19 protein-coding genes are annotated in these 18,598 nt (G+C 69.3%); 9 read left to right on the forward strand and 10 right to left on the reverse strand.

Translation table 11 applies throughout. From position 1 onward, the window contains the following. Positions 1–131: 131 nt before the first annotated feature. Entirely contained in the window at positions 132–581 is a 450-nt protein-coding gene (locus AC07PR_RS27160) for a hypothetical protein (protein WP_495137125.1), read from the reverse strand. Positions 582–713: 132 nt separating this feature from the next. On the opposite strand from AC07PR_RS27160, the gene AC07PR_RS27165 reads away from it, so the two are divergent. The 8 genes from AC07PR_RS27165 to AC07PR_RS27200 all read left to right on the forward strand — a co-directional run bounded on the left by AC07PR_RS27165 (position 714) and on the right by AC07PR_RS27200 (position 8,424). Then, positions 714–2,153: an aminotransferase-like domain-containing protein gene (locus AC07PR_RS27165; protein WP_483108342.1), complete on the forward strand. Its 1,440-nt coding sequence runs from the start codon at positions 714–716 to the stop codon at positions 2,151–2,153. 52 nt (positions 2,154–2,205) lie between these two features. Then, positions 2,206–3,021, forward strand: a complete 816-nt coding sequence (gene proC / locus AC07PR_RS27170; RefSeq protein WP_495137126.1) for a pyrroline-5-carboxylate reductase — start codon at positions 2,206–2,208, stop codon at positions 3,019–3,021. Positions 3,022–3,090: 69 nt separating this feature from the next. Further along, a complete protein-coding gene (locus tag AC07PR_RS27175) occupies positions 3,091–3,651 on the forward strand; it encodes a chorismate--pyruvate lyase family protein (protein WP_483108344.1) in 561 nt (186 codons plus the stop codon). Further along, positions 3,651–4,817, forward strand: coding sequence for an HPP family protein (locus AC07PR_RS27180; protein ID WP_495137127.1), 1,167 nt, complete (start codon positions 3,651–3,653; stop codon positions 4,815–4,817). The genes AC07PR_RS27175 and AC07PR_RS27180 overlap by 1 nt, the downstream gene beginning before the upstream one ends. A gap of 145 nt (positions 4,818–4,962) precedes the next feature. Next, positions 4,963–5,577, forward strand: coding sequence for a DUF4337 domain-containing protein (locus tag AC07PR_RS27185; protein ID WP_377158771.1), 615 nt, complete (start codon positions 4,963–4,965; stop codon positions 5,575–5,577). Between the two features lie 165 nt (positions 5,578–5,742). Beyond that, complete coding sequence (locus AC07PR_RS27190; RefSeq protein ID WP_495137128.1) at positions 5,743–6,222, forward strand: hypothetical protein; 480 nt, start codon at positions 5,743–5,745, stop codon at positions 6,220–6,222. Further along, positions 6,222–7,136 carry a tetratricopeptide repeat protein gene (locus AC07PR_RS27195; RefSeq protein WP_483108347.1) on the forward strand — a complete coding sequence of 305 codons (915 nt, stop codon included), beginning with the start codon at positions 6,222–6,224 and terminating at the stop codon, positions 7,134–7,136. The genes AC07PR_RS27190 and AC07PR_RS27195 overlap by 1 nt, the downstream gene beginning before the upstream one ends. Before the next feature lie 49 nt (positions 7,137–7,185). Continuing rightward, entirely contained in the window at positions 7,186–8,424 is a 1,239-nt protein-coding gene (locus AC07PR_RS27200; RefSeq protein WP_495137129.1) for an ATP-binding protein, read from the forward strand. 45 nt (positions 8,425–8,469) lie between these two features. Here AC07PR_RS27200 and ubiA read toward each other — a convergent pair whose 3' ends face one another. The 8 genes from ubiA to AC07PR_RS27240 all read right to left on the reverse strand — a co-directional run bounded on the left by ubiA (position 8,470) and on the right by AC07PR_RS27240 (position 16,072). Beyond that, a complete protein-coding gene (gene ubiA, locus AC07PR_RS27205; RefSeq protein ID WP_495137130.1) occupies positions 8,470–9,396 on the reverse strand; it encodes a 4-hydroxybenzoate octaprenyltransferase in 927 nt (308 codons plus the stop codon). 47 nt (positions 9,397–9,443) lie between these two features. After that, positions 9,444–10,793 carry a type II toxin-antitoxin system HipA family toxin gene (locus AC07PR_RS27210; RefSeq protein WP_377158765.1) on the reverse strand — a complete coding sequence of 450 codons (1,350 nt, stop codon included), beginning with the start codon at positions 10,791–10,793 and terminating at the stop codon, positions 9,444–9,446. 10 nt (positions 10,794–10,803) lie between these two features. Further along, positions 10,804–11,145 carry a helix-turn-helix domain-containing protein gene (locus AC07PR_RS27215; RefSeq protein ID WP_377158763.1) on the reverse strand — a complete coding sequence of 114 codons (342 nt, stop codon included), beginning with the start codon at positions 11,143–11,145 and terminating at the stop codon, positions 10,804–10,806. A gap of 122 nt (positions 11,146–11,267) precedes the next feature. Beyond that, positions 11,268–12,254, reverse strand: coding sequence for a branched-chain amino acid ABC transporter permease (locus AC07PR_RS27220; RefSeq protein ID WP_377158762.1), 987 nt, complete (start codon positions 12,252–12,254; stop codon positions 11,268–11,270). Beyond that, positions 12,251–13,138 carry a branched-chain amino acid ABC transporter permease gene (locus AC07PR_RS27225; protein WP_431100957.1) on the reverse strand — a complete coding sequence of 296 codons (888 nt, stop codon included), beginning with the start codon at positions 13,136–13,138 and terminating at the stop codon, positions 12,251–12,253. The genes AC07PR_RS27220 and AC07PR_RS27225 overlap by 4 nt, the downstream gene beginning before the upstream one ends. Before the next feature lie 20 nt (positions 13,139–13,158). Then, positions 13,159–14,367 carry an ABC transporter substrate-binding protein gene (locus tag AC07PR_RS27230; RefSeq protein WP_495137131.1) on the reverse strand — a complete coding sequence of 403 codons (1,209 nt, stop codon included), beginning with the start codon at positions 14,365–14,367 and terminating at the stop codon, positions 13,159–13,161. 117 nt (positions 14,368–14,484) lie between these two features. Then, entirely contained in the window at positions 14,485–15,192 is a 708-nt protein-coding gene (locus AC07PR_RS27235) for an ABC transporter ATP-binding protein (RefSeq protein WP_377158760.1), read from the reverse strand. A 106-nt stretch (positions 15,193–15,298) separates the two neighbouring features. Further along, positions 15,299–16,072, reverse strand: coding sequence for an ABC transporter ATP-binding protein (locus tag AC07PR_RS27240; protein WP_495137132.1), 774 nt, complete (start codon positions 16,070–16,072; stop codon positions 15,299–15,301). Positions 16,073–16,506: 434 nt separating this feature from the next. On the opposite strand from AC07PR_RS27240, the gene AC07PR_RS27245 reads away from it, so the two are divergent. Further along, complete coding sequence (locus tag AC07PR_RS27245; protein WP_483108351.1) at positions 16,507–17,460, forward strand: MBL fold metallo-hydrolase; 954 nt, start codon at positions 16,507–16,509, stop codon at positions 17,458–17,460. Here the strand turns inward: AC07PR_RS27245 and AC07PR_RS27250 are convergent, their stop codons facing one another. Further along, a complete protein-coding gene (locus tag AC07PR_RS27250) occupies positions 17,461–18,450 on the reverse strand; it encodes a LysR family transcriptional regulator (RefSeq protein ID WP_495137133.1) in 990 nt (329 codons plus the stop codon). Positions 18,451–18,598: the final 148 nt, after the last annotated feature.

Consider the following 18,598-nt stretch of genomic DNA (forward strand, 5'->3'; position numbering starts at 1 on the left):
GGCGGCGCTGCAGGTGCCGGTGCAGCGCGAACTGGCGGGCCGTGATGGCGCGATCCTGCCGGTCGTGCCGATGGTCGAGCTGGCCGATGCCCGCCAGCTCTACCGCCTCGTCGCGGAGCAGACGCTGACGATCAATACGGCGGCCGCGGGCGGGAACGCCGCGCTGCTGGCGGGCGTGCACTGATCCGGCTGGCCGGGTCGCGCGAGACCCGGCCCTCCAGCCGCCACCAGCCGGTGCGCGGCACGACCCAGACCTCGCCGCTCCTGAAGCGGCGCGCCTGCGGCCAGCAGTGGTCAGCCCAGAGCGCGGGCGCGTCCTCGACATCGACGACGCCGGCCTGCACGTGCATCACGGTGCCTCGTGCGAGCTTCAGCATCAGCGACTGACCGGCGACCAGCCGGAGTTCCTGCGGTGCCGTCGAAGGCTGCCGCACGCGGGTGGGCGCAGCCAGCGCGGGCACGGTGTGCGGTGGCGCGGCCTGCCAAGGCCAGGGGATGGGCAAGGATCGCAGGACGGCGGCGAGGAACATGACGGCGTCGCCCGAAGGCGCCTCGATGGGATGGGTGTCCAGTGTTCCCATCGGCGACGCGGTGTGACAGGCACAGCGGCGCCCTTTGTTCTGCGTAACAGCCATCGCCACCCGCCTGTTCCGTATCGACGGGGCGCCGGCTGTTCCGGTGTCGCGCGCGCCTGCGGGCGCAGAATCGCCGGCATGGACGCTTCGGACCCTCTGTACGCGCAGGTCGCCGCGCACTACCGCCAGGCCATCGCGGCCGGCACGATGCCGCCGGGGAGCCGGATGCCGTCGGTGCGCACGCTGATGGGTCTGCACCGCGTGAGCCTGAGCACCGCGCTGCAGGCCTGCCGTCTGCTTGAAAGCCAGGGCCTGCTGCAGGCCCGTCAACGCGCCGGCTATTTCGTGAGACCGCCGCGCCCGAACCGGCTGGCGCGCGCCGCCGAGCCGCGCCAGACGCAGGCCGATCCGGCGCGTTTCGTCGGCGTGCACGAGCGCATCTCCGAGATCCTCACCCGCGGCATCGCCGCGAAGCCGGAGGTCAACCTGTCCGGCGCCTGCGCGCATGCGTCGCTGTATCCGACCCGCGCGCTGGCCCTCCACGGCCAGCGGCTGCTGCGCCGCCGGCCCGAGATCCTCGGCATCCAGCCCGATCCGCAAGGCCTGCTCGCGCTGCGCCAGGGCCTGTCGCGCCTGGCGCTGAACGCACAGATCCAGCTCGACCCGTCGCAGCTCGTGATCACCCACGGATGCACCGAGGCGCTCGGCATCGCGCTGCGCGCCGTGACGACGCCCGGGGACGCGGTGGCGGTCGAGTCGCCGACCTACTACGGCCTGCTGCAGCTGCTGGAGAGCCTGGGCCTGCGCGCGCTGGAGATCCCGACCAGTCCCCACACGGGCCTGTCCGTCGAGGCCTTCGAGGCCGCCGCGATGCACGAGCCCCGGCTCAAGGCGGTGGTCGTCGTGCCCAACCTGCAGAACCCGCTCGGCGCGGTGATGCCGGACGACGCCAAGCAGGCGCTGCTGGCGGTCTGCGAAGCCCGCGATCTCGCCCTCATCGAGGACGACACCTACGCGCTGCTGTGCGACACGCCGCAGCGCGCGATCAAGTCCTGGGACACGACGGGGCGGGTGATCTTCTGCTCGTCGCTGCACAAGACGCTGGCGCCCGGCATGCGCGTGGGCTGGATCGCGGCGGGGCGCTGGCAGCCGCGCGTGGAGATCCTCAAGTACGCGCAGAGCCGGCCCAACGAGATGCTGGGTCAGGCCATCCTGGCGGAGTTCCTGGCCGGCGGCCAGATCGAGCGCCACCTGCGCGCGCTGCGGGCGAAGCTCGCCACGCAGCGCGAGCAGATGGTGGCGGCGTTGTCCGACGAATTGCCGGCCGGCACCCGGCTCAGCCTGCCGCCAGGCGGCCCGAGCCTGTGGGTCGAATTGCCCGAGGGGCTGTCCTCGCTTGCGTTGTTCGACGCCGCGCTGGAGAAGGGCATCCGGCTGGGGCCGGGGCTGATGTACTCGAACTCCGAGCGCTTCGACAACTTCATCCGCATCAACGCCGGCAATCCGATGGATGACGCGCAACGGCGCGCGATCGCGACGCTGGGCGAGCTCTGCACGTCGATGTTGAGAGCGCGTTGAACGCCCGGATCCAGGGCGCACCCGCCATGAGGCGGGACTACACTGCCCGCCCATGAATTCCTGCATCGCATTCATCGGTGGCGGCAACATGGCCAGCGCCATCGTCGGTGGCCTGCGCCGGGCCGGTTTTCCGGCGGAGGATCTGCTGGTGGTCGAGCCCTTCGAGGCGCAGCGCGAGCGTCTCGCCGCCGACTTCGGCATCCGGCCGCTCGCCGCGGCGGAGGCCTCGCTGTCGCGGGCCCGCGCCGTGGTCTGGGCGGTCAAGCCGCAGCTGTTCCAGGAAGCCGCCGTACCGGTGGCGCCGCACGTTGGAGGCGCGCTGCAGTTGTCGGTGATGGCGGGTCTGCGCAGTGACGCGATCGCGCGTGCGACCGGTGCCGCGCGCGTCGTGCGCGGCATGCCCAACACGCCGGCGCTGATCGGGCAGGGGATCACCGGCCTCTGCGCAAGCGCGGCCGTCACGGCCGACGATCGCGCGCTGGTCGAGCAACTGCTTCAGCCCACCGGCCGGACGGTCTGGGTCGACAACGAGGGCGACCTCGACACGGTCACCGCGCTGTCGGGCTCGGGGCCGGCCTACTTCTTCTTCCTGGTCGAGCACATGGTCGCAGCGGCGCGCGCGCTGGGCCTGGACGAGGCCAAGGCGCGCGAGCTTGCGTTGGCCACCTGCGGCGGCGCCGCGGCGCTGGCACTGCAGTCGGGCGACTCGCCGACCGCGCTGCGGGAGAAGGTGACATCGAAGGGCGGTACCACGCACGCCGCGATCACCAGCCTGCAGGCCGACGGCGTCGGCGAGGCGGTCGAGCGCGCCGTGAAGGCCGCGCACCGCCGCGCGGGCGAACTGGGCGACGAGTTCGGCCGCGCCTGATGCGCGCCGCCTCACGATCGTCCGCCGACGTGCCGCCGACTTCCTGACTTCCGAGAGCTGTTGCAACCGATGGGGATCGCCGATCGCTGGGGCCTGCGCGCGTGGTTGCGCGCGCCGGGCTCGCTGAGCAAGCGCCTGGCCGCGACGGGTCGCCGCTATGAGGTGCAGGTGCTGCGCCAGACGACGGCGCCGCTGCGTCCGCAGGAGCGCGCCGCGCTCGGCCTGCCGAAGCGGGGGCTGACGCTCGTGCGCGAAGTGCTGCTGCGCGTCGACGGCCAACCGCTCGTGTGGGCGCGGTCGGCGGTGCACGGCCACGCGGTGGCCGGTCCGTGGAAGGCGTTGAAAGGTCTGGGCAGCCGGCCGCTCGGCCATCTGCTGTACGACGATCCCCGCATCCATCGCAGCGAGCTGCAACCGCGACGCGTCACGCGGCACGGTGCGACGCACCACCAGATGCAGCGCCAATGGCTGGCAGCCACGGGAACCGAGGCACCGGCGTCGATGCAGTGGTCGCGCAATTCGGTCTTCACCCGCCACGGGCAGCAGCTGCGGGTGATGGAAATGTTCGTGCCCGACGTCGCGCTGCGCGATCCCGGGCCGCTGCGGCGCAAGTCGAGGCCGCGTCGGTGATGAGCAGACTCCGCCGCTGGCTGCAGGCGTTCCGTCCCGCGCCGATGCGCGTCGACGCGCGCGAGCGGCTCCGCGTGGTGGCCGGCGCCATCGTCGGGCTGCTGCTGACGGGGGTGCTCACGGAACTGCTGTCCCGTCATGTCCCCGGCGTGCCGTGGCTGGTGGCACCCCTCGGCGCGAGCGCGGTGCTGGTGTTCGGCGTGCCGGCGAGTCCGCTGGCGCAGCCCTGGGCGGTGGTGATGGGCAACACCTCGTCGGCGCTGGTCGGTATCGCGTGCGCGCACCTCTTCGGCGGCACACCGGAACTGGCCGCGGCGATCGCCGTCGGCGGTGCGATCGGGCTGATGTTCCTGCTGCGCTGCCTGCACCCGCCCGGTGGCGCCGCGGCGCTGCTGATGGTGCTCACCGGCGTGCACGACTGGCACTTCGCGCTCGACCCCGTGCTGCTGAACTCGGTGCTGATGGTGCTCGCGGGCATGGCCTACAACGGCGTCACCGGCCGCAGGTACCCGCACCCGCAGATGACCGTGCCCGCCGCGGGGCCGGCGACGGGCGCGACGAGCGGGTCCGGCGGCACGGAGCCCGGAACCGCCGTCTTCAGCGGTGTCGACCTGGACACGGTGCTGGCGCACTACAACCAGGTCCTGGACGTTCCCCGTGACGATCTGCAGGCGATCGTCGACGAGGCCGGTCTGCTCGCCGCGCGGCGCCGGATGACGACGCTCCGCTGCGCCGACGTGATGTCGCGCGACGTGAAGGCGGTCGAGTGGGGCACGCCGCTGCAGGAGGCGTGGTCGCTGATGCGGACGCATCAGATCAAGGCGCTGCCGGTGGTGGACCGCGCCCGGCGGGTGGTCGGCATCGTGACGCTGGCGGACTTCATGCGCGGCGCGTCGCTGGACGTGCACGACGACTGGGCGACGCGGCTGCGCCATCTGATCCGCCCGACGCCGACCACGCACAGCGACAGGCCGGAAGTGGTCGGCCAGATCATGAGCCGGCAGGTGCGCGTGGCCAGCGCGGACCGGCCACTGGCCGACCTGGTGCCGCTGTTCGCGGCGACCGGGCATCACCACATTCCCATCGTCGGCGACGAGGCGCGGCTGGTCGGCATCCTGACGCAGTCGGACCTGGTGGCGGCGCTGGCGCGGGTGGACGGGCTCTGAGCAAAGGGCTCCCAGGGGGGCCTGCGCGCAGACCCCGGGGCCGGGCAGCCTGAGCATGGGCTCAGCACGGGCTAAGCGGACGTACAGGTCCCGCTCAGCTTCGCTCGGTATGCTGCTGCGGCCTTTGATGAAGACCGTGCCGCCCATGGACATCGACCCCGACGAACTGATCGAGACCGCCCGCCAGGCCAACGAGCGGACGGAGACCGCGGCGCCGCAATCGCGGCTGAACGTGGCGGTCGCGCTGACCGTGGCGCTGCTGGCGACCTTCATGGGCCTGTGCAAGATCAAGGACGACAACATCGGCCAGGGCATGCAGCAGGCGCAGGCGGACAAGATCGACCACTGGGCCTTCTACCAGGCGCGCAATGCGCGGGAGGAGGTCGCCAAGGCCGCGCTGACGCAGCTGAAGCTGCAGGCGATCGGCGCGCCGGCCTCGGCCGCCGACGGCTACCGGCAGGCGATCGCGCACTACGAGACGCTTGCCGCCGACCAGGCCGCCAAGAAGGACGAGCTGCGCAAGCAGGCGGAGGCTGACCAGCAACGCTACGACGCGCTCAACTACCGGGACGACCAGTTCGACCTGTCCGATGCGCTGCTGGCCATCGCGATCGCGATGCTGGCGGTGACCGCGCTGACGCAGCTGTGGTGGCTGTACGCCGCGGCGATGGTGCCGACGGTCTTCGGCCTGCTGATGGGGCTGGCGGGGCTCGGCGGCTGGCCGCTTCATCCGGACGCGATCGTGCAATGGCTGTCGTGAGTCCCCGGGGATGAGGGGATGAGCGCGGGGAACCTCGTGTCCTGATCGCCCATGAGGGTCGGCGCCGGTGCGGATGCGCCGCGAGGCCGGGCACAATCGCGCCCGCGCCCGTCGAAGGCGGTCCAGGGAGGACGCCGGCGCTCACACGAGAACAAGTCTCCAGCCATGTCCGATGCCTCGATCGAGCGGCTTCTCCAGCCCAGCCTGGACCACGCCGAACCCCCCGTCCGCGCGCCGTTTTCCGCCAGCGCCCAGTTCCTCACCGGTGTCTTCGGTGGTCCGCTGGGGTTGGTGTTCTGCTTCGTCGGCAGCATCCATCGCCTGCGCCGCTGGCGCCAGGACGCGTTGTTCCTCGCCGCCTTGATCGTGATCCTGTTCGGCGCCGTCCTGCTGCCCCAGACGGCTGCCGGCGCACCGCTGCGCGCTTGGCTCGTCGACCTGCTGGGCCGCAGCGGTCCAGGCACCTGGACCACGCTGTGCACGTCGCTGGCCGCACTCGCGGCCATCCATCGCCACCATCGTCAGCGCCGCGCCGCGGACCTGATGGGCCTGCGCGTCGAAGGCGCCTTCGCCGCGTGCCTGGCGATGGTGGTGGTCGCTGCGGGTCTGTCCTACCTGTTCAACGCCGTCATGAGGATGTCCTGATGGAACCCGTCGATCCGGACGTCTCCGACCTGCGTCCCGCCATCCAAGAGCCACCCGGCGTCGACGCGCTGATCGAGCGCGCCGAACTGCTGATCGAGCGCCGCCGCTGGCGCGAGGCCGAAACCGTGCTACGCCAGGGACTCGCGCTCGAACCCGAGAACCTGACCCTGCTGACGGAGCTGGCCCGCACGCGTTTCGCGCAGAACGACAACGACGAGGCGCTGCACCTGGTGCGCGGCGTCCTGGTCAAGGACCCGTCGCACTTCGAGGGCCGGTACCTGCTGTTCCACGTCCTCACCGACATGGACGAGGCGGCGGAGGCCGAAGCGGTGATCCTCGCCCTGATCCGCGAGTTCCCGGGCGCCCCCGGGTTCTACACGTCCTACGCCCGCCTGATGCTCAGAGCGTTGCAGGTGGACAAGGCCCGCGGCCTGGTGGCGGAAGCGCTGCGCCTGGCCCCGGACAGCCACGGCGCACTGCAGGCCGCCGCGCTCTGTGACCTGGTCGACGGCCGGCGCGGTGACACGGCCGCGATGCGGCGCTTGCTGGTCGAGGATCCGGGCAGCCGCGAGACACTGTCCCTGGTCATCAACGCGCTGATCGACCGCGGTCGTATCCGCGAGGCCTACCGCCTGTCCAAGGAACTCCTGCGCGCGCAGCCCGACGACCCCTTCGCGCTGCAGCGCGTGAAGGCGCTCGCCGGCGAGGCCCATTGGGCGCTGCGGCCGTTGTGGCCACTGCAGCGCTGGGGCTGGCAGGCCTCGGTCGCCCTGTGGGTTGCGGCGGTCGCCATCGGCCGGCTGCTGGAGCGGCAGGCGCCGGAATGGGCGGCGACCTTCTGGATCTGCTGGTTGGTCTATGCGGTCTACAGCTGGATCGCTCCGCCCCTGGTGCGTCGTCTGGCGGCCCGCTGAGCGGCCATCGCCGCGCTTCGTCTCATCTCGGAATTCCGGATTCATTGCCATGCAGGAACTTGAACAGGCGCTGCTGAGGGCGCCCTTCGATCATGGGCTGCGCGCCCGTTATGCGCGCGCGCTGCTGGACGCGCGCCGCATCGACGAGGCGGAGGTCCAGGCCGGCCTCCTGGCCCAGCAGCGGCCCGATGAGGCGGCGGCCCTGGTGATCCAGGCGCTGTGTCGGCTCGAGCGCGAGCCCGCCGCCGCGCTGGACCTGTACCTGCGCGCGCGCCGCGCGCCCGGCTTCGAGCCGGAGGCGGCGCTGGAGGATCTCGCCGCGCATGCCCATCCGGCGCGCGGCGAAGTGCCGGCGGCCGAAGCGCCGCGGCTGCAGCTGGTCGGCGGCGGCCAGTCCGCCAAGGTCGCGGCGATCCAGCAGGTGCCCGAGGACAAGGTGCGCTTCTCCAGCATCGTCGGCATGGAGGCGCTGAAGAAGACCATCCGGCTCAAGATCATCGAGCCCTTCCTCAAGCCCGGGCTCTTCCAGCGCTTCCGCATGAACAGCGGCGGCGGCATCCTGCTCTATGGCCCGCCCGGCTGCGGCAAGACCCTGCTGGCGCGCGCCGTGGCCAACGAATGCAATGCGGAGTTCATCTCCGTCGGCGTGTCCGACGTGCTGACGATGTGGCAGGGCGAGAGCGAGCGCAACCTGGCGGCGATGTTCGAGCGGGCGCGCAGCCAGACACCGTGCGTGCTGTTCTTCGACGAACTCGACGCGCTGGCCTATGCGCGGTCCAAGTCGTCGAGCGCGAGCACGCGGACCGTGGTCAACGAGTTCCTGACGCAGCTCGACGGCCTGGGCAAGAACAACCAGGGCGTGCTGGTGCTGGCCGCGACCAACATGCCGTGGGACGTGGACGACGCGATGAAGCGGCCGGGCCGCTTCGCGCGGCAGGTCTTCGTGCCGCCGCCGGACGAGCCGGCGCGCGAGGAGATGCTGCGCATCAAGCTCACCGGCGTGCCGGTGGAGTCGCTCGACCTCGCGGCATTGGCGGCGCGCACGCCGCATTGCTCGGGCGCGGACATCGACGGCCTGATCGACCTGGCCAAGGAGTCGGCGGTCCTGGACGGTCTGGCGGGCGACGAGCGGGGGCTGCGCATGGCGGACTTCGACGCCGCGCTGCAGACGCAGCAGCCGTCGACGCTGGAGTGGCTGCGCACGGTGCGCAACGTGGTCAAGTACGCCGGCGAGGACGCGAGTTATCGCGATGTCGGCGCCTACCTGAAGCAGCACCGGATGCTGTGAACGCGAGGGCCCGTGCGGGCCCTCACCGACCTTGCCGACCCTGTCTCAGCGCAGGGCCAAGTCGGCCGCGGTGCCGGCGAAGATCGCGAAGCCGACCCAGTGGTTCTCGCGGAAGGCCCTGAAGCAGCCCTCGCGGCTGCGGTCCTTGATCAGCGTGTAGTGCCAGACGACCTGCGCCGCCGCGACCGCGAGGCCGGCCAGGAACCAGTGGCCCATGCCCAGCCGCAGTCCCAGCGCGGCCCATAGCACGAGGAACGCGACGTAGAACGCCATCACGCCGATGACGTCGAAGCGGCCCAGCGTCAGCGCGGAGGTCTTGATGCCGATGCGGATGTCGTCGTCGCGGTCGACCATCGCGTACTCGGTGTCGTAGGCCAGCACCCAGAACAGGTTGGCGACCAGCAGCCCCCACGCCTCGACCGGGACCGAGGCTGAGATCGCGTGCCATCCCCATTCGCGCCCGCCCTGCGCGGCGGAGAAGGCCATCGGGATGCCGAAGGAGAAGGCGACGCCCAGCACCGCCTGCGGCATCGACACCCAGCGCTTGGTGAAGGGGTAGAGGACCGTCACCGCGAGCGCGGCGAAGGACAGCATGATGGTCGGCGGATTGGTCGTCAGCACGAGCGCGAAGGCGATCAGCGCCAGGACGGCGCCGAGCACCAGGGCCTCCTTGACGGAGACCAGGCCCGAGGTGACCGGGCGCTGGGCGGTCCGTTTGACGTGCTTGTCGAAGTCGCGATCGGCGACGTCGTTGACCGCGCAGCCGGCGCTGCGCATGAGGAAGGTGCCGAGGCAGAAGACCAGGAGCAGGTGCCAGCCCGGCCACCCGGCCCAGCCGTCGGTGGCCATCCACAGCGCGGCCAGCGTCGGCCACAGCAGCAGGTAGGTGCCCGCCGGGCGGTCCCAGCGGATCAGGTTCAGGTAGAGCGACAGACGCGACGGCGCGGCGGGAGCGGGGGCGGCGGAGGTCATGGCCTTCATTGTTACGCGGCGGGAGCTGTTCGCATGTCGGGGATCGCTCAGTTGAGCTTGCGTCGCAGCTCCACGGTAGAAATGTCGTCGATGTGGCGGAACGCCGTGGCGATGCGGTCCATCTCCAGGGGGCTGACGCCGAACTGCTCGAAGTACATGCGCCATTGACGGACGACGCGCCAGACGTCGTCGATGGCCTGCGCGGCATCGCGCTCGGAGAGCGTGAATCCGGCGTGCGCCGCCAGCGCATTGTCGAGCGTAGCCAGTCGGCCTGACGGGCCGATACCCAGATGGAGGAATCGCTCGCTCGCCAGGCCGGGTCGGGGCATCACGTCGTAGAGGGGGCTGAGCCGCCAGCCCTGCAGTCGTGGATCCCACAGGAAGCCGTGATTGCGCAGATGGTCGTCGTCGTTGCTGACGAGGATGTTGAACACCATGCGCTTGAAGAGTTCGGTATTGCCGGCACGGATCATGTCGGGGTGCGCGTAGCGGCGGATCGCATCGGCGAGGTCGGCATAGGACTTGGTGCGCGACTCGCTCTCGTCACAGCCCAGCCAGGTCAACCCGCTGTTGAAGGCCAGCCGACGTTCTCCGAAACCGTCGGCCGGCGAGGCCTTGAGCAAGGTGGGATCGTCTTCGACGTCGGACAGGTGATCGGAGGACCAGTAGCGATCGAAACGTCGGATCAGCATGACGTGGCGATCGCCGATGGTCAGCGTCTTGACGGGTGGTACGGACAGCGAGGCCTCGGCTGCCAGCCGCAACGCGGCGCATTCGATGGCGGGGATGTCCATGCGGTCCTGGCGACTGGCGAATTTCGCCAGCCACAGCACCCCGTCGTCGTCTCGTACAGAGGCTTTTGGGCGCGCGCCTCCCAGCGATGCGCCGTCCATGAAGATGGCATCCAGATGTGCGGGGACGGGCGCACCTTCCTCGATGCGTTCGGCGGCCTCCATCAGGTGCTGCAACGTGTGCCAGGAACTGACGCCCGAACTCGGTCCGTCGGCCAGCCCTGCCCGCACGTCGAGCGCGCCGACGCGTTCGCTGCCTGCATGGATCAGGTATTGGGACTCCGGCAGGCTGTTGGCCGGTACCCGCAGCTTGGCCTCGATGACGCGGCGTCCCCACGCGTCCGGCGCCGCGTCGCGGATGCCGCCGAAGAAGGGCAGGTTGTTGATGGGGCGCAGCCGTTGACCGCGGACCCGTTCACGATCGACCAGACTCAGGCTCACCGGATCGATCTCGATGGCGTCGGGGCGTCGCAGGTAGTTCAAACCGTAAGCCAGGGTCGAACCCTGGAGTTCCTGATCCTGCTCGTTCAGTTGAAGCTGGCCGCATGGCGCCCAGGCGGATCCCAAATGCGCGAACACGGTGAGCTTGGCTTCCTTGGCCGCCATGAGTCGCCCTTCAGAAGTCCAGTTCCAGCATTTCAGCCTGCGTCAGCCCGCGCACACGCTGGCGCTGCTCTTCCTGCTGCTGCTGGAAGAGCGCTGGGTCGCTTTCGGTCAGGAGGTGCGTGAGCGTCAGACCCGGTGCGATGGCGTCCAGATAGCGCAGGATCTGGCCGATGGCGAGCCCGGGGTCACCCCGTTCGATCCGGTAGGCGGTATTGCGGGACAGCCCCGCCCGGACGGCCGCATCAGTCTGCTTGATTTGCCGGGCCACCCGCAGACGTGCGAGGCGCTGCCCCAGTTGAGCGCTCTCGGTCTGGAGGCGCACGGGAAGCACGGACGACTGATCGACCTTCATGTTCGTTAAATCGAGCCTTAACGCGATAAGACTCGATATTACGAGCATGTCGCCGAAATGGCTAGTTCGGCGATGCGACCATGGTGCTCGTTAAATCGAGCATTAACGAGATACCGCTCGATTTAACGAGCATTTACTGGCTTGCGCAGCCGCTCCCACAAGGCCCCCGCCTCGCCCACCAGCCCGCGCCGGAACGCCAGCACGCAGACGATGAAGATCAGCCCGGTGACCAGGCTGACCGATTCGCCCAGGCCGCCGAACCACTGGATGCCGGTCAGGCTGGCCAGCCACTGTCCCAGGTCGCCGATCTTGTTCTCCAGGGCGATGATCACCAGCGCCCCGACGATCGGCCCCACCATCGTCCCCATGCCGCCCACCAGCGTCATCAGGATCACCAGGCCGGACGTCGTCCAGATCGCATCGGTCAGCGTCGCGAAGCCCAGCACCAGCGTCTTGGTCGCGCCCGCCAGCCCGGCCAGCGCCGCCGACAGCACGAAGGCCATCAGCTTGAACCGCGCCGCGTCGTAGCCCAGCGAGGTCGCGCGCGCCTCGTTCTCGCGGATCGAGGTCAGCACCTGCCCGAACGGCGAATGCACCGTCCGGTAGATCAACCAGAACCCGAAGACGAAGATCGCCAGCACCAGGTAGTACAGCGCGCTGTCGTTCTCCAGGTTGATGCCCAGCAGGCTGCCACGCGGCACCGACTGCAGGCCGTCCTCGCCGCCGGTGAACGGCGCCTGCAGGAAGTAGAAGAACAGCATCTGCGCCAGCGCCAGCGTGATCATCGAGAAATAGATCCCCGACCGGCGGATCGCCAGCAGCCCGAACACCAGCCCCGCCAGCGCCGCCATCAGCGTGCCGAACGCGATGCCCACCAGCGGCGGGAAGCCCCAGACCTTCAGCGCATGTCCGGCGCCGTAGGCCGCCGCGCCCAGGAAGGCCGCGTGGCCGAAGCTCAGCAGCCCCGTGAAGCCGATCAGCAGGTTGAAGGCGCACGCGAACAGCGCGTAGCACATCACCTTCATCGCGAAGATCGGATACACGCCCAGGAAGGGCAGCAGCGCGATGGCGATGAACAGGGCCACGTAGCCCAGCGGTTTCTTGTTCATTTCTCTTTGCCGAACAGGCCGGCGGGACGCACCAGCAGGACCAGGGCCATGACGACGAACACCACCGTGTTGGACGCCTCCGGATAGAAGACCTTGGTCAGGCCCTCGACGACGCCCAGCCCGAGGCCGGTCAGGATCGACCCCAGGATCGAGCCCATGCCGCCGATCACCACCACCGCGAAGACGACGATGATCAGGTTGGAGCCCATCAGCGCGTTGACCTGCAGGATCGGCGCCGCCAGCACCCCGGCGAAGCCGGCCAGCGCCACGCCGCCGGCGTAGGTCAGCGACACCAGCCGCGGCACGTTGACGCCGAAGGCCTGCACCAGCTTCGGGTTCTCGGTGCCGGCGCGCAGCGTCGCGCCCAGCGAGGTCTTCTCGATCAGCACCCACACGCCCAGGCACACCACCAGCGAGGCCACCACCACCCAGGCCCGGTAGTTCGGCAGGATCATGAAGCCCAGGTTGGTCGCGCCCGACAGCGCCTCGGGCGCCGCGTACGGCTGCCCACCGACGCCGAAGAAGGAGCGGAACACGCCCTCGATCACCAGCGTCAGCCCGAAGGTCAGCAGCAGGCCGTAGAGGTGGTCCAGCTTGTAGAGCCACTGCAGCAGCAGCCGCTCGATGACGAGCCCGAACACGCCCACGATCAGCGGCGCGATCAGCAGCATCGCCCAGTAGTTGATGCCGAAGTACTCCAGCCCCATCCACGCCAGGAACGCGCCCATCATGTAGAGCGCGCCGTGGGCGAAGTTGATGATGTTCAGCATGCCGAAGATCACCGCAAGCCCGAGCGACAGCATCGCGTAGAAGGACCCGTTCACCAGCCCCAGCAGGAGCTGGCCCAGCAGCGCCGGCAACGGGACGCCAAAGAAGTCGGTCATGCGGTGTCTCCGGCCTCAGCTCACTTCTTGACCAGCGGGCACTTGGAGTCGGCCAGCTTGGTGAACGCGTCGTCGCCCGCGATGCGGGTCACGACCTTGAAGTAGTCCCACGGCTCGGTGGATTCCTTCTGCGACTTCACCTGCAGCAGGAACATGTCGTGCACGCCGCGGCCGTCTTCCTTGCGGATCGTGCCCTTCGTGTAGAAGTCGTTGATCGGCGTGGCCTTCATCTGCGCCACGACCTTGTCGCCGTCGTCGGACTTGATCGCCTCGACCGCCTTCAGGTAATGCGACACCGCCGAATAGTCCGCCGCCTGCAGCGACGAGGGCATGCGCTTCATCTTCTCGAAGAAGCGGCGCGCCCAGGCGCGCGCCTCGGGGCTCTGGTTCCAGTACCAGCTGTCGGTCAGGTACATGCCTTCGGTGGTCTTCAGGCCCAGCGAGTGCACGTCGTTGATGAACATCAGCAGGCCGGCCAGCTTCATCGTCTTGGTGATGCCGAACTCGTTGGCCGCCTTCACCGCGTTGATGGTGTCGCCGCCCGCGTTGGCCAGGCCCAGGATCTGCGCCTTGGAGCTCTGCGCCTGCAGCAGGAAGGAGGAGAAGTCGCTCGCGTTCAGCGGATGCTTCACCGCGCCCAGCACCTGGCCGCCGGATTTCGTCACCACCGCCGACGTGTCGGACTGCAGCGAGGTGCCGAAGGCGTAGTCCGCCGTCAGGAAGAACCAGGTCTTGCCGCCGGACTTGGTCACCGCCGCGCCGGTGCCGTTGGCCAGGGCCACCGTGTCGTAGGCGTAGTGGATGGTGTAGGGCGTGCATTCCTCGTTGGTCAGGCGCGAGGTGCCGGCGCCGATCGAGATGAAGGGCTTCTTCTTCTCCGCCGCGACCTTGGCCATCGCCAGGCTGGTGCCGGAGTTGGTGCCGCCGATCAGCAGGTCCAGGCCTTGCGTGTCGAACCATTCGCGCGCCTTGGAGGCGGCGACGTCGGCCTTGTTCTGGTGGTCGGCGAAGACCAGTTCGATCTTCTTGCCGGCGGCCATGCCCTTCGCGTCGGCGATGGCCATGCGGATCGCCTCCACGCCGCCGGCGCCGTCGATGTCGGCGTAGACGCTGGACATGTCGGTGATGATGCCGATCTTGACGGTGTCGCCGGAAATCTGCGCCTGCGCGCCGAGGCTGCCGCAGGCCAGCGCCGAGGCCAGGGCAACGGTTTTGAGGGTCGTCTTCATCGCTTGTCTCCTTGTTCTAACGGCCTCAACGGGCCCATGCGGGTTTCAGACTCGAAGCTCGGAATCCTGGAAATGTCGGCTGTCGGGATCGTGCGTGACGGAGGCGGCGCGCGTCCGTCACACGCTCAGCAGCTCGTCGAGCAGCGCGCGCTTGCTGTCGAGCTGTGCGGCGCTGAAGGACTCGACCACCTGGCCGTGTTCCATCACGACGAAGTGGTCCGCCAGCGGCGCGGCGAACCGGAAGTTCTGCTCCACCATCACGATGGTGAAGCCCTGCGCCTTCAGCGCGGTGATCATGCGGGCCAGCGCCTGGACGATGACGGGGGCCAGGCCCTCGGAGATCTCGTCCAGCAGCAGGATGTCCGCGCCGGTGCGCAGGATGCGGGCCACGGCCAGCATCTGCTGCTCGCCGCCGGACAACCGGGTGCCCGGGCTGTGGCGGCGCTCGGAGAGGTTGGGGAACATCGCGTAGATCTCGTCCTCGGACATGACCTTGCCGCGGCCGCTCTTGAAGACGGGCGGCAGGCGCAGGTTCTCCTCGGTGCTGAGCGACGCGAAGATGCCGCGCTCCTCCGGGCAGTAGCCCAGGCCGAGGCGCGCGATGCGATGCGTGGGCAGGGTGACGCTCTCCTGCCCGTGGACCTTGATCGAACCGCTGCGGCGGTCGGTCAGGCCCATGATGGCGCGCAGCGTCGTCGTGCGGCCGGCGCCGTTGCGGCCGAGCAGCGTCAAGACCTGACCCTGTGGGATCGCCAGGTCGATGCCGTGCAGGATGTGGCTCTCGCCGTACCAGGCCTGAAGTCCCTTGATCTCGAGTGCGTTCATTGGAGCCCCTCGTCCGATGCCAGCATCGGCCGGTCCCCCGAGGGGACGCGTGCTTGCTTGGGGCGGCCCGGCGCGGCGCACGCCGAGCGGCAACGGCACGTCGGCTTCATGCATGTGCTCCTTGCAGCTCGGTGGCCTCGGAGCCCATGTAGGCCTCCAGCACCTTCGGATGGCGGGACACGGTGGCGTAGTCGCCCTCGGCCAGCACGGCGCCGCGGGCCAGCACGGTGATGCGGTCGGCGATGCTGCTGATCACCTTCATGTTGTGTTCCACCATCAGCACGGTCCGTCCTTCGGCGACGCGCTTGATCAGCGCGGTGACGCGGTCCACGTCCTCGTGGCCCATGCCCTGCGTGGGCTCGTCCAGCAGCATCAGTTCAGGTTCCATCGCCATGGTCGTGGCGATCTCCAGCGCGCGCTTGCGGCCGTAGGGCAGGTCGGCGGCGCGCAGCGCGGCCATGTCGCGCAGGTCGACGAGTTCCAGCAGCTCGAGCGCCCGGCCGTCCAGCTGGGACAGGCCGCCGAGGCCCTTCCAGAAGTGGTAGCTCGTGCCGGTGAAGCGCTGCAGGCCGATGCGCACGTTCTCCAGCACCGTCAGGTGCGGGAACACCGCGCTGATCTGGAACGAGCGGATCACCCCGCGCCGGGCGATCTGCGCAGGCTTCTCGCCGGTGATGTCGTGGCCGTTGAAGAGGATCTGGCCGCGGGTCGGCGTCAGGAACTTCGTGAGCAGGTTGAAGCAGGTGGTCTTGCCGGCGCCGTTGGGGCCGATGAGGGCGTGGATATGCCCGCGCTGCACTTGCAGGTCGACCGAGTCCACGGCGGTGAAGCCCTTGAACTCCTTGGTCAGTTTGCGTGTCTCCAGGATGAGGTTGCTCATCGGCGCAAGGGTGGGCGCCGGTGGTCCGGTGCCTCTGTAGTGGAGCCAGGAATTTAGGGCCCCGGCGAGGTCCCGTCGACAGCGTAAAACCCTTTAAGCAGCATTGCGCAAGGGCTAACCCTCGGGCCTCTGTGGTCGAGGCGACGCGGGGGTTCCACATGACGCCGCACGCGTCTTTCACGAGGCTGACGTGCAGCGTCGCCGGGGCGCTTTTCAGAAGGGGGCCAGGACATGCCACAACGCCGTCTTGAAGAGCGCGTGTCACCGGAATCTCCTGCGGGAGAAGGGTGCTTCTTCCGAACGGGGAGGGCGGCGCGCGCGCGGCGTGGCTATGCTGCGCGCCAGCTCGAACACAGCGGTTCCAACAACGCACGCATCGCTTGGAACACACTCATCACGCCCCACACACGCATCACATGCACAGGAGATTCCCCATGATCCGTTCCGGAAAATTCGCCGCGCTGGGACTGGCGCTCGCGCTGGCCGCCGCTGGCGTGCAGGCGGCCGCGCCGCAGGTGAAGACACAGGCGCCGGGCTATTACCGGCTGATGCTCGGCGACTTCGAGATCACCGCGTTGAGCGACGGCACGATCGATCTGCCGGTCGACCAGCTGATGGACAAGGCCAAGCCCGGCACGGTGGTGAAGGCGCTGGCGAAGAACGCCCTGAAGCCGCCGGTGGAGACCTCGATCAACGGCTACCTGATCAACACCGGCACCAAGCTGGTGCTGATCGACACCGGCGCCAACGGCGCGTTCGGCCCGACGACGGGCAAGCTGCTCGCCAACCTCAAGGCGGCGGGCTACCAGCCGGAGCAGGTCGACGAGGTCTACATCACCCACCTGCATCCGGATCACGCGGCCGGCCTGACGAAGGACGGCCAGGCGGTGTTCCCGAACGCGGTGGTGCGGATGGACCAGCACGATGTCGACTACTGGCTGAATGCGGCGAACGCCGCCAAGGCCGCGCCCGGCCACAAGGACTTCTTCGGCGCGGCGATCGCGGCGTTGAAGCCGTACCAGGACGCGGGCCGCCTGAAGCCGTTCAGCGGCGAGACCGAGCTGGTGCCGGGCATCCGCACGCACGCGGCCTACGGCCACACGCCGGGGCACACGGTCTACATGGTGGAGAGCCAGGGCCAGAAGCTGGCGGTGTGGGGCGACCTGATGCACGTCGCGGCGGTGCAGTTCCCGGATCCGACGGTCACGATCAACTTCGACAGCGACTCGAAGCTGGCGATGCCGCAGCGCCAGAAGGCCTATGCGGACGCGGCGAAGAACGGCTACTGGGTCGCGATCGCGCACGTGTCCTTCCCGGGCCTCGGCCACGTGGCCGCGGACGGCAAGGGCTATCGCTGGGTGCCGGCGAACTACAGCATCAAGCCGTGATCAGCTGAGCGCGGCGCCGCCGCCGGCCTCGACATGACGCGCGAGGCCGGCCACCAGCACGTCGAACACCGCCCGGCATCGTGGACTGTCCCGCAAGTCCTCGTGCATCGTGACCCAGGTCTCCAGCGGGATGCTGAGCTCGTCCTCGAGCACGCGATGCAGCGCCGGATCGCGCTTCGCGAGCGCGACCTGGCACAGCCCGAGTCCGGCGCCCGCCCGGATCAGTGCAAGTTGCGCCAGGTCGCTGTCGGCGCGCAGCGCGAAGTGCTCGCGATCCATCACCGGGTAGCGCCGCGCCAGCTCGCGGACGTAGGGGGCCGGCTGGTCGTAGCCGATCAGCGCGTGACCATCCGCGACCAGCGCCTTCATCGAGCCCGGCGTCCCATGCGCTGCCAGGTAGCGCTCGTGGGCATGCAGACCGACCTCGATCACGCCGACGCGCCGTGCGATCAGCTGCTCCTGCTTCGGCGGCGTCATGCGGATCGCGATGTCCGCTTCGCGTCTCAGCAGATCCTGCACGCGGTTGCTCAGCACCAGTTCGACGATCAGCGCCGGGTGGCGCTCGCGCAGTTCGGCGATCAGCGGCGGCAGCACCTCCACGCCGATGACCTCGCTCGCGGTCACCCGCACGATGCCCCGCACGCCGTCGCCGTGGCTGCGCGCGGTGCGCTCCAGCGCGGCTGCCGTGCTGTCCATCGCCTCGGCGTAAGGCCGCAGCGCCAGCGCTGCCTCGGTCGGCAGCAGGCCGGCGGGCGTCCGCACGAAGAGGGACTGCCCCACCCGCGCCTCAAGCGCCGTCACGTGCCGGCCCACCGTCGGCTGGGTCAGGTCCAGCGCCCGCGCGGCCCCGGACAGCGAGCCCTCCCGCAGCACGCCCAGGAAAGAGCGATACCACTCCCAGGCGATGCCGGAACTGGACGCACCGGCGGAGTCGGCGGCGCCGGCAGGAGAGGGGGTATCCGTCGTCCGCAAGGAAGTCTTCGAAGCCATGCAGAAATGTATAGCCGCCTGTCGATGCTCGGTAATTTTCAGGAAAGCCGCTCTTTTCCAGAATCCGTCCCATGCCTTCACCCAACCGGACCGGCCCGGTCCAACAGGAGCTGACGATGGATGCGATGACTTCGATGGATGCGATCGG

It is taken from the genome of Roseateles sp. GW821-FHT09H11 (genome assembly GCF_059415845.1).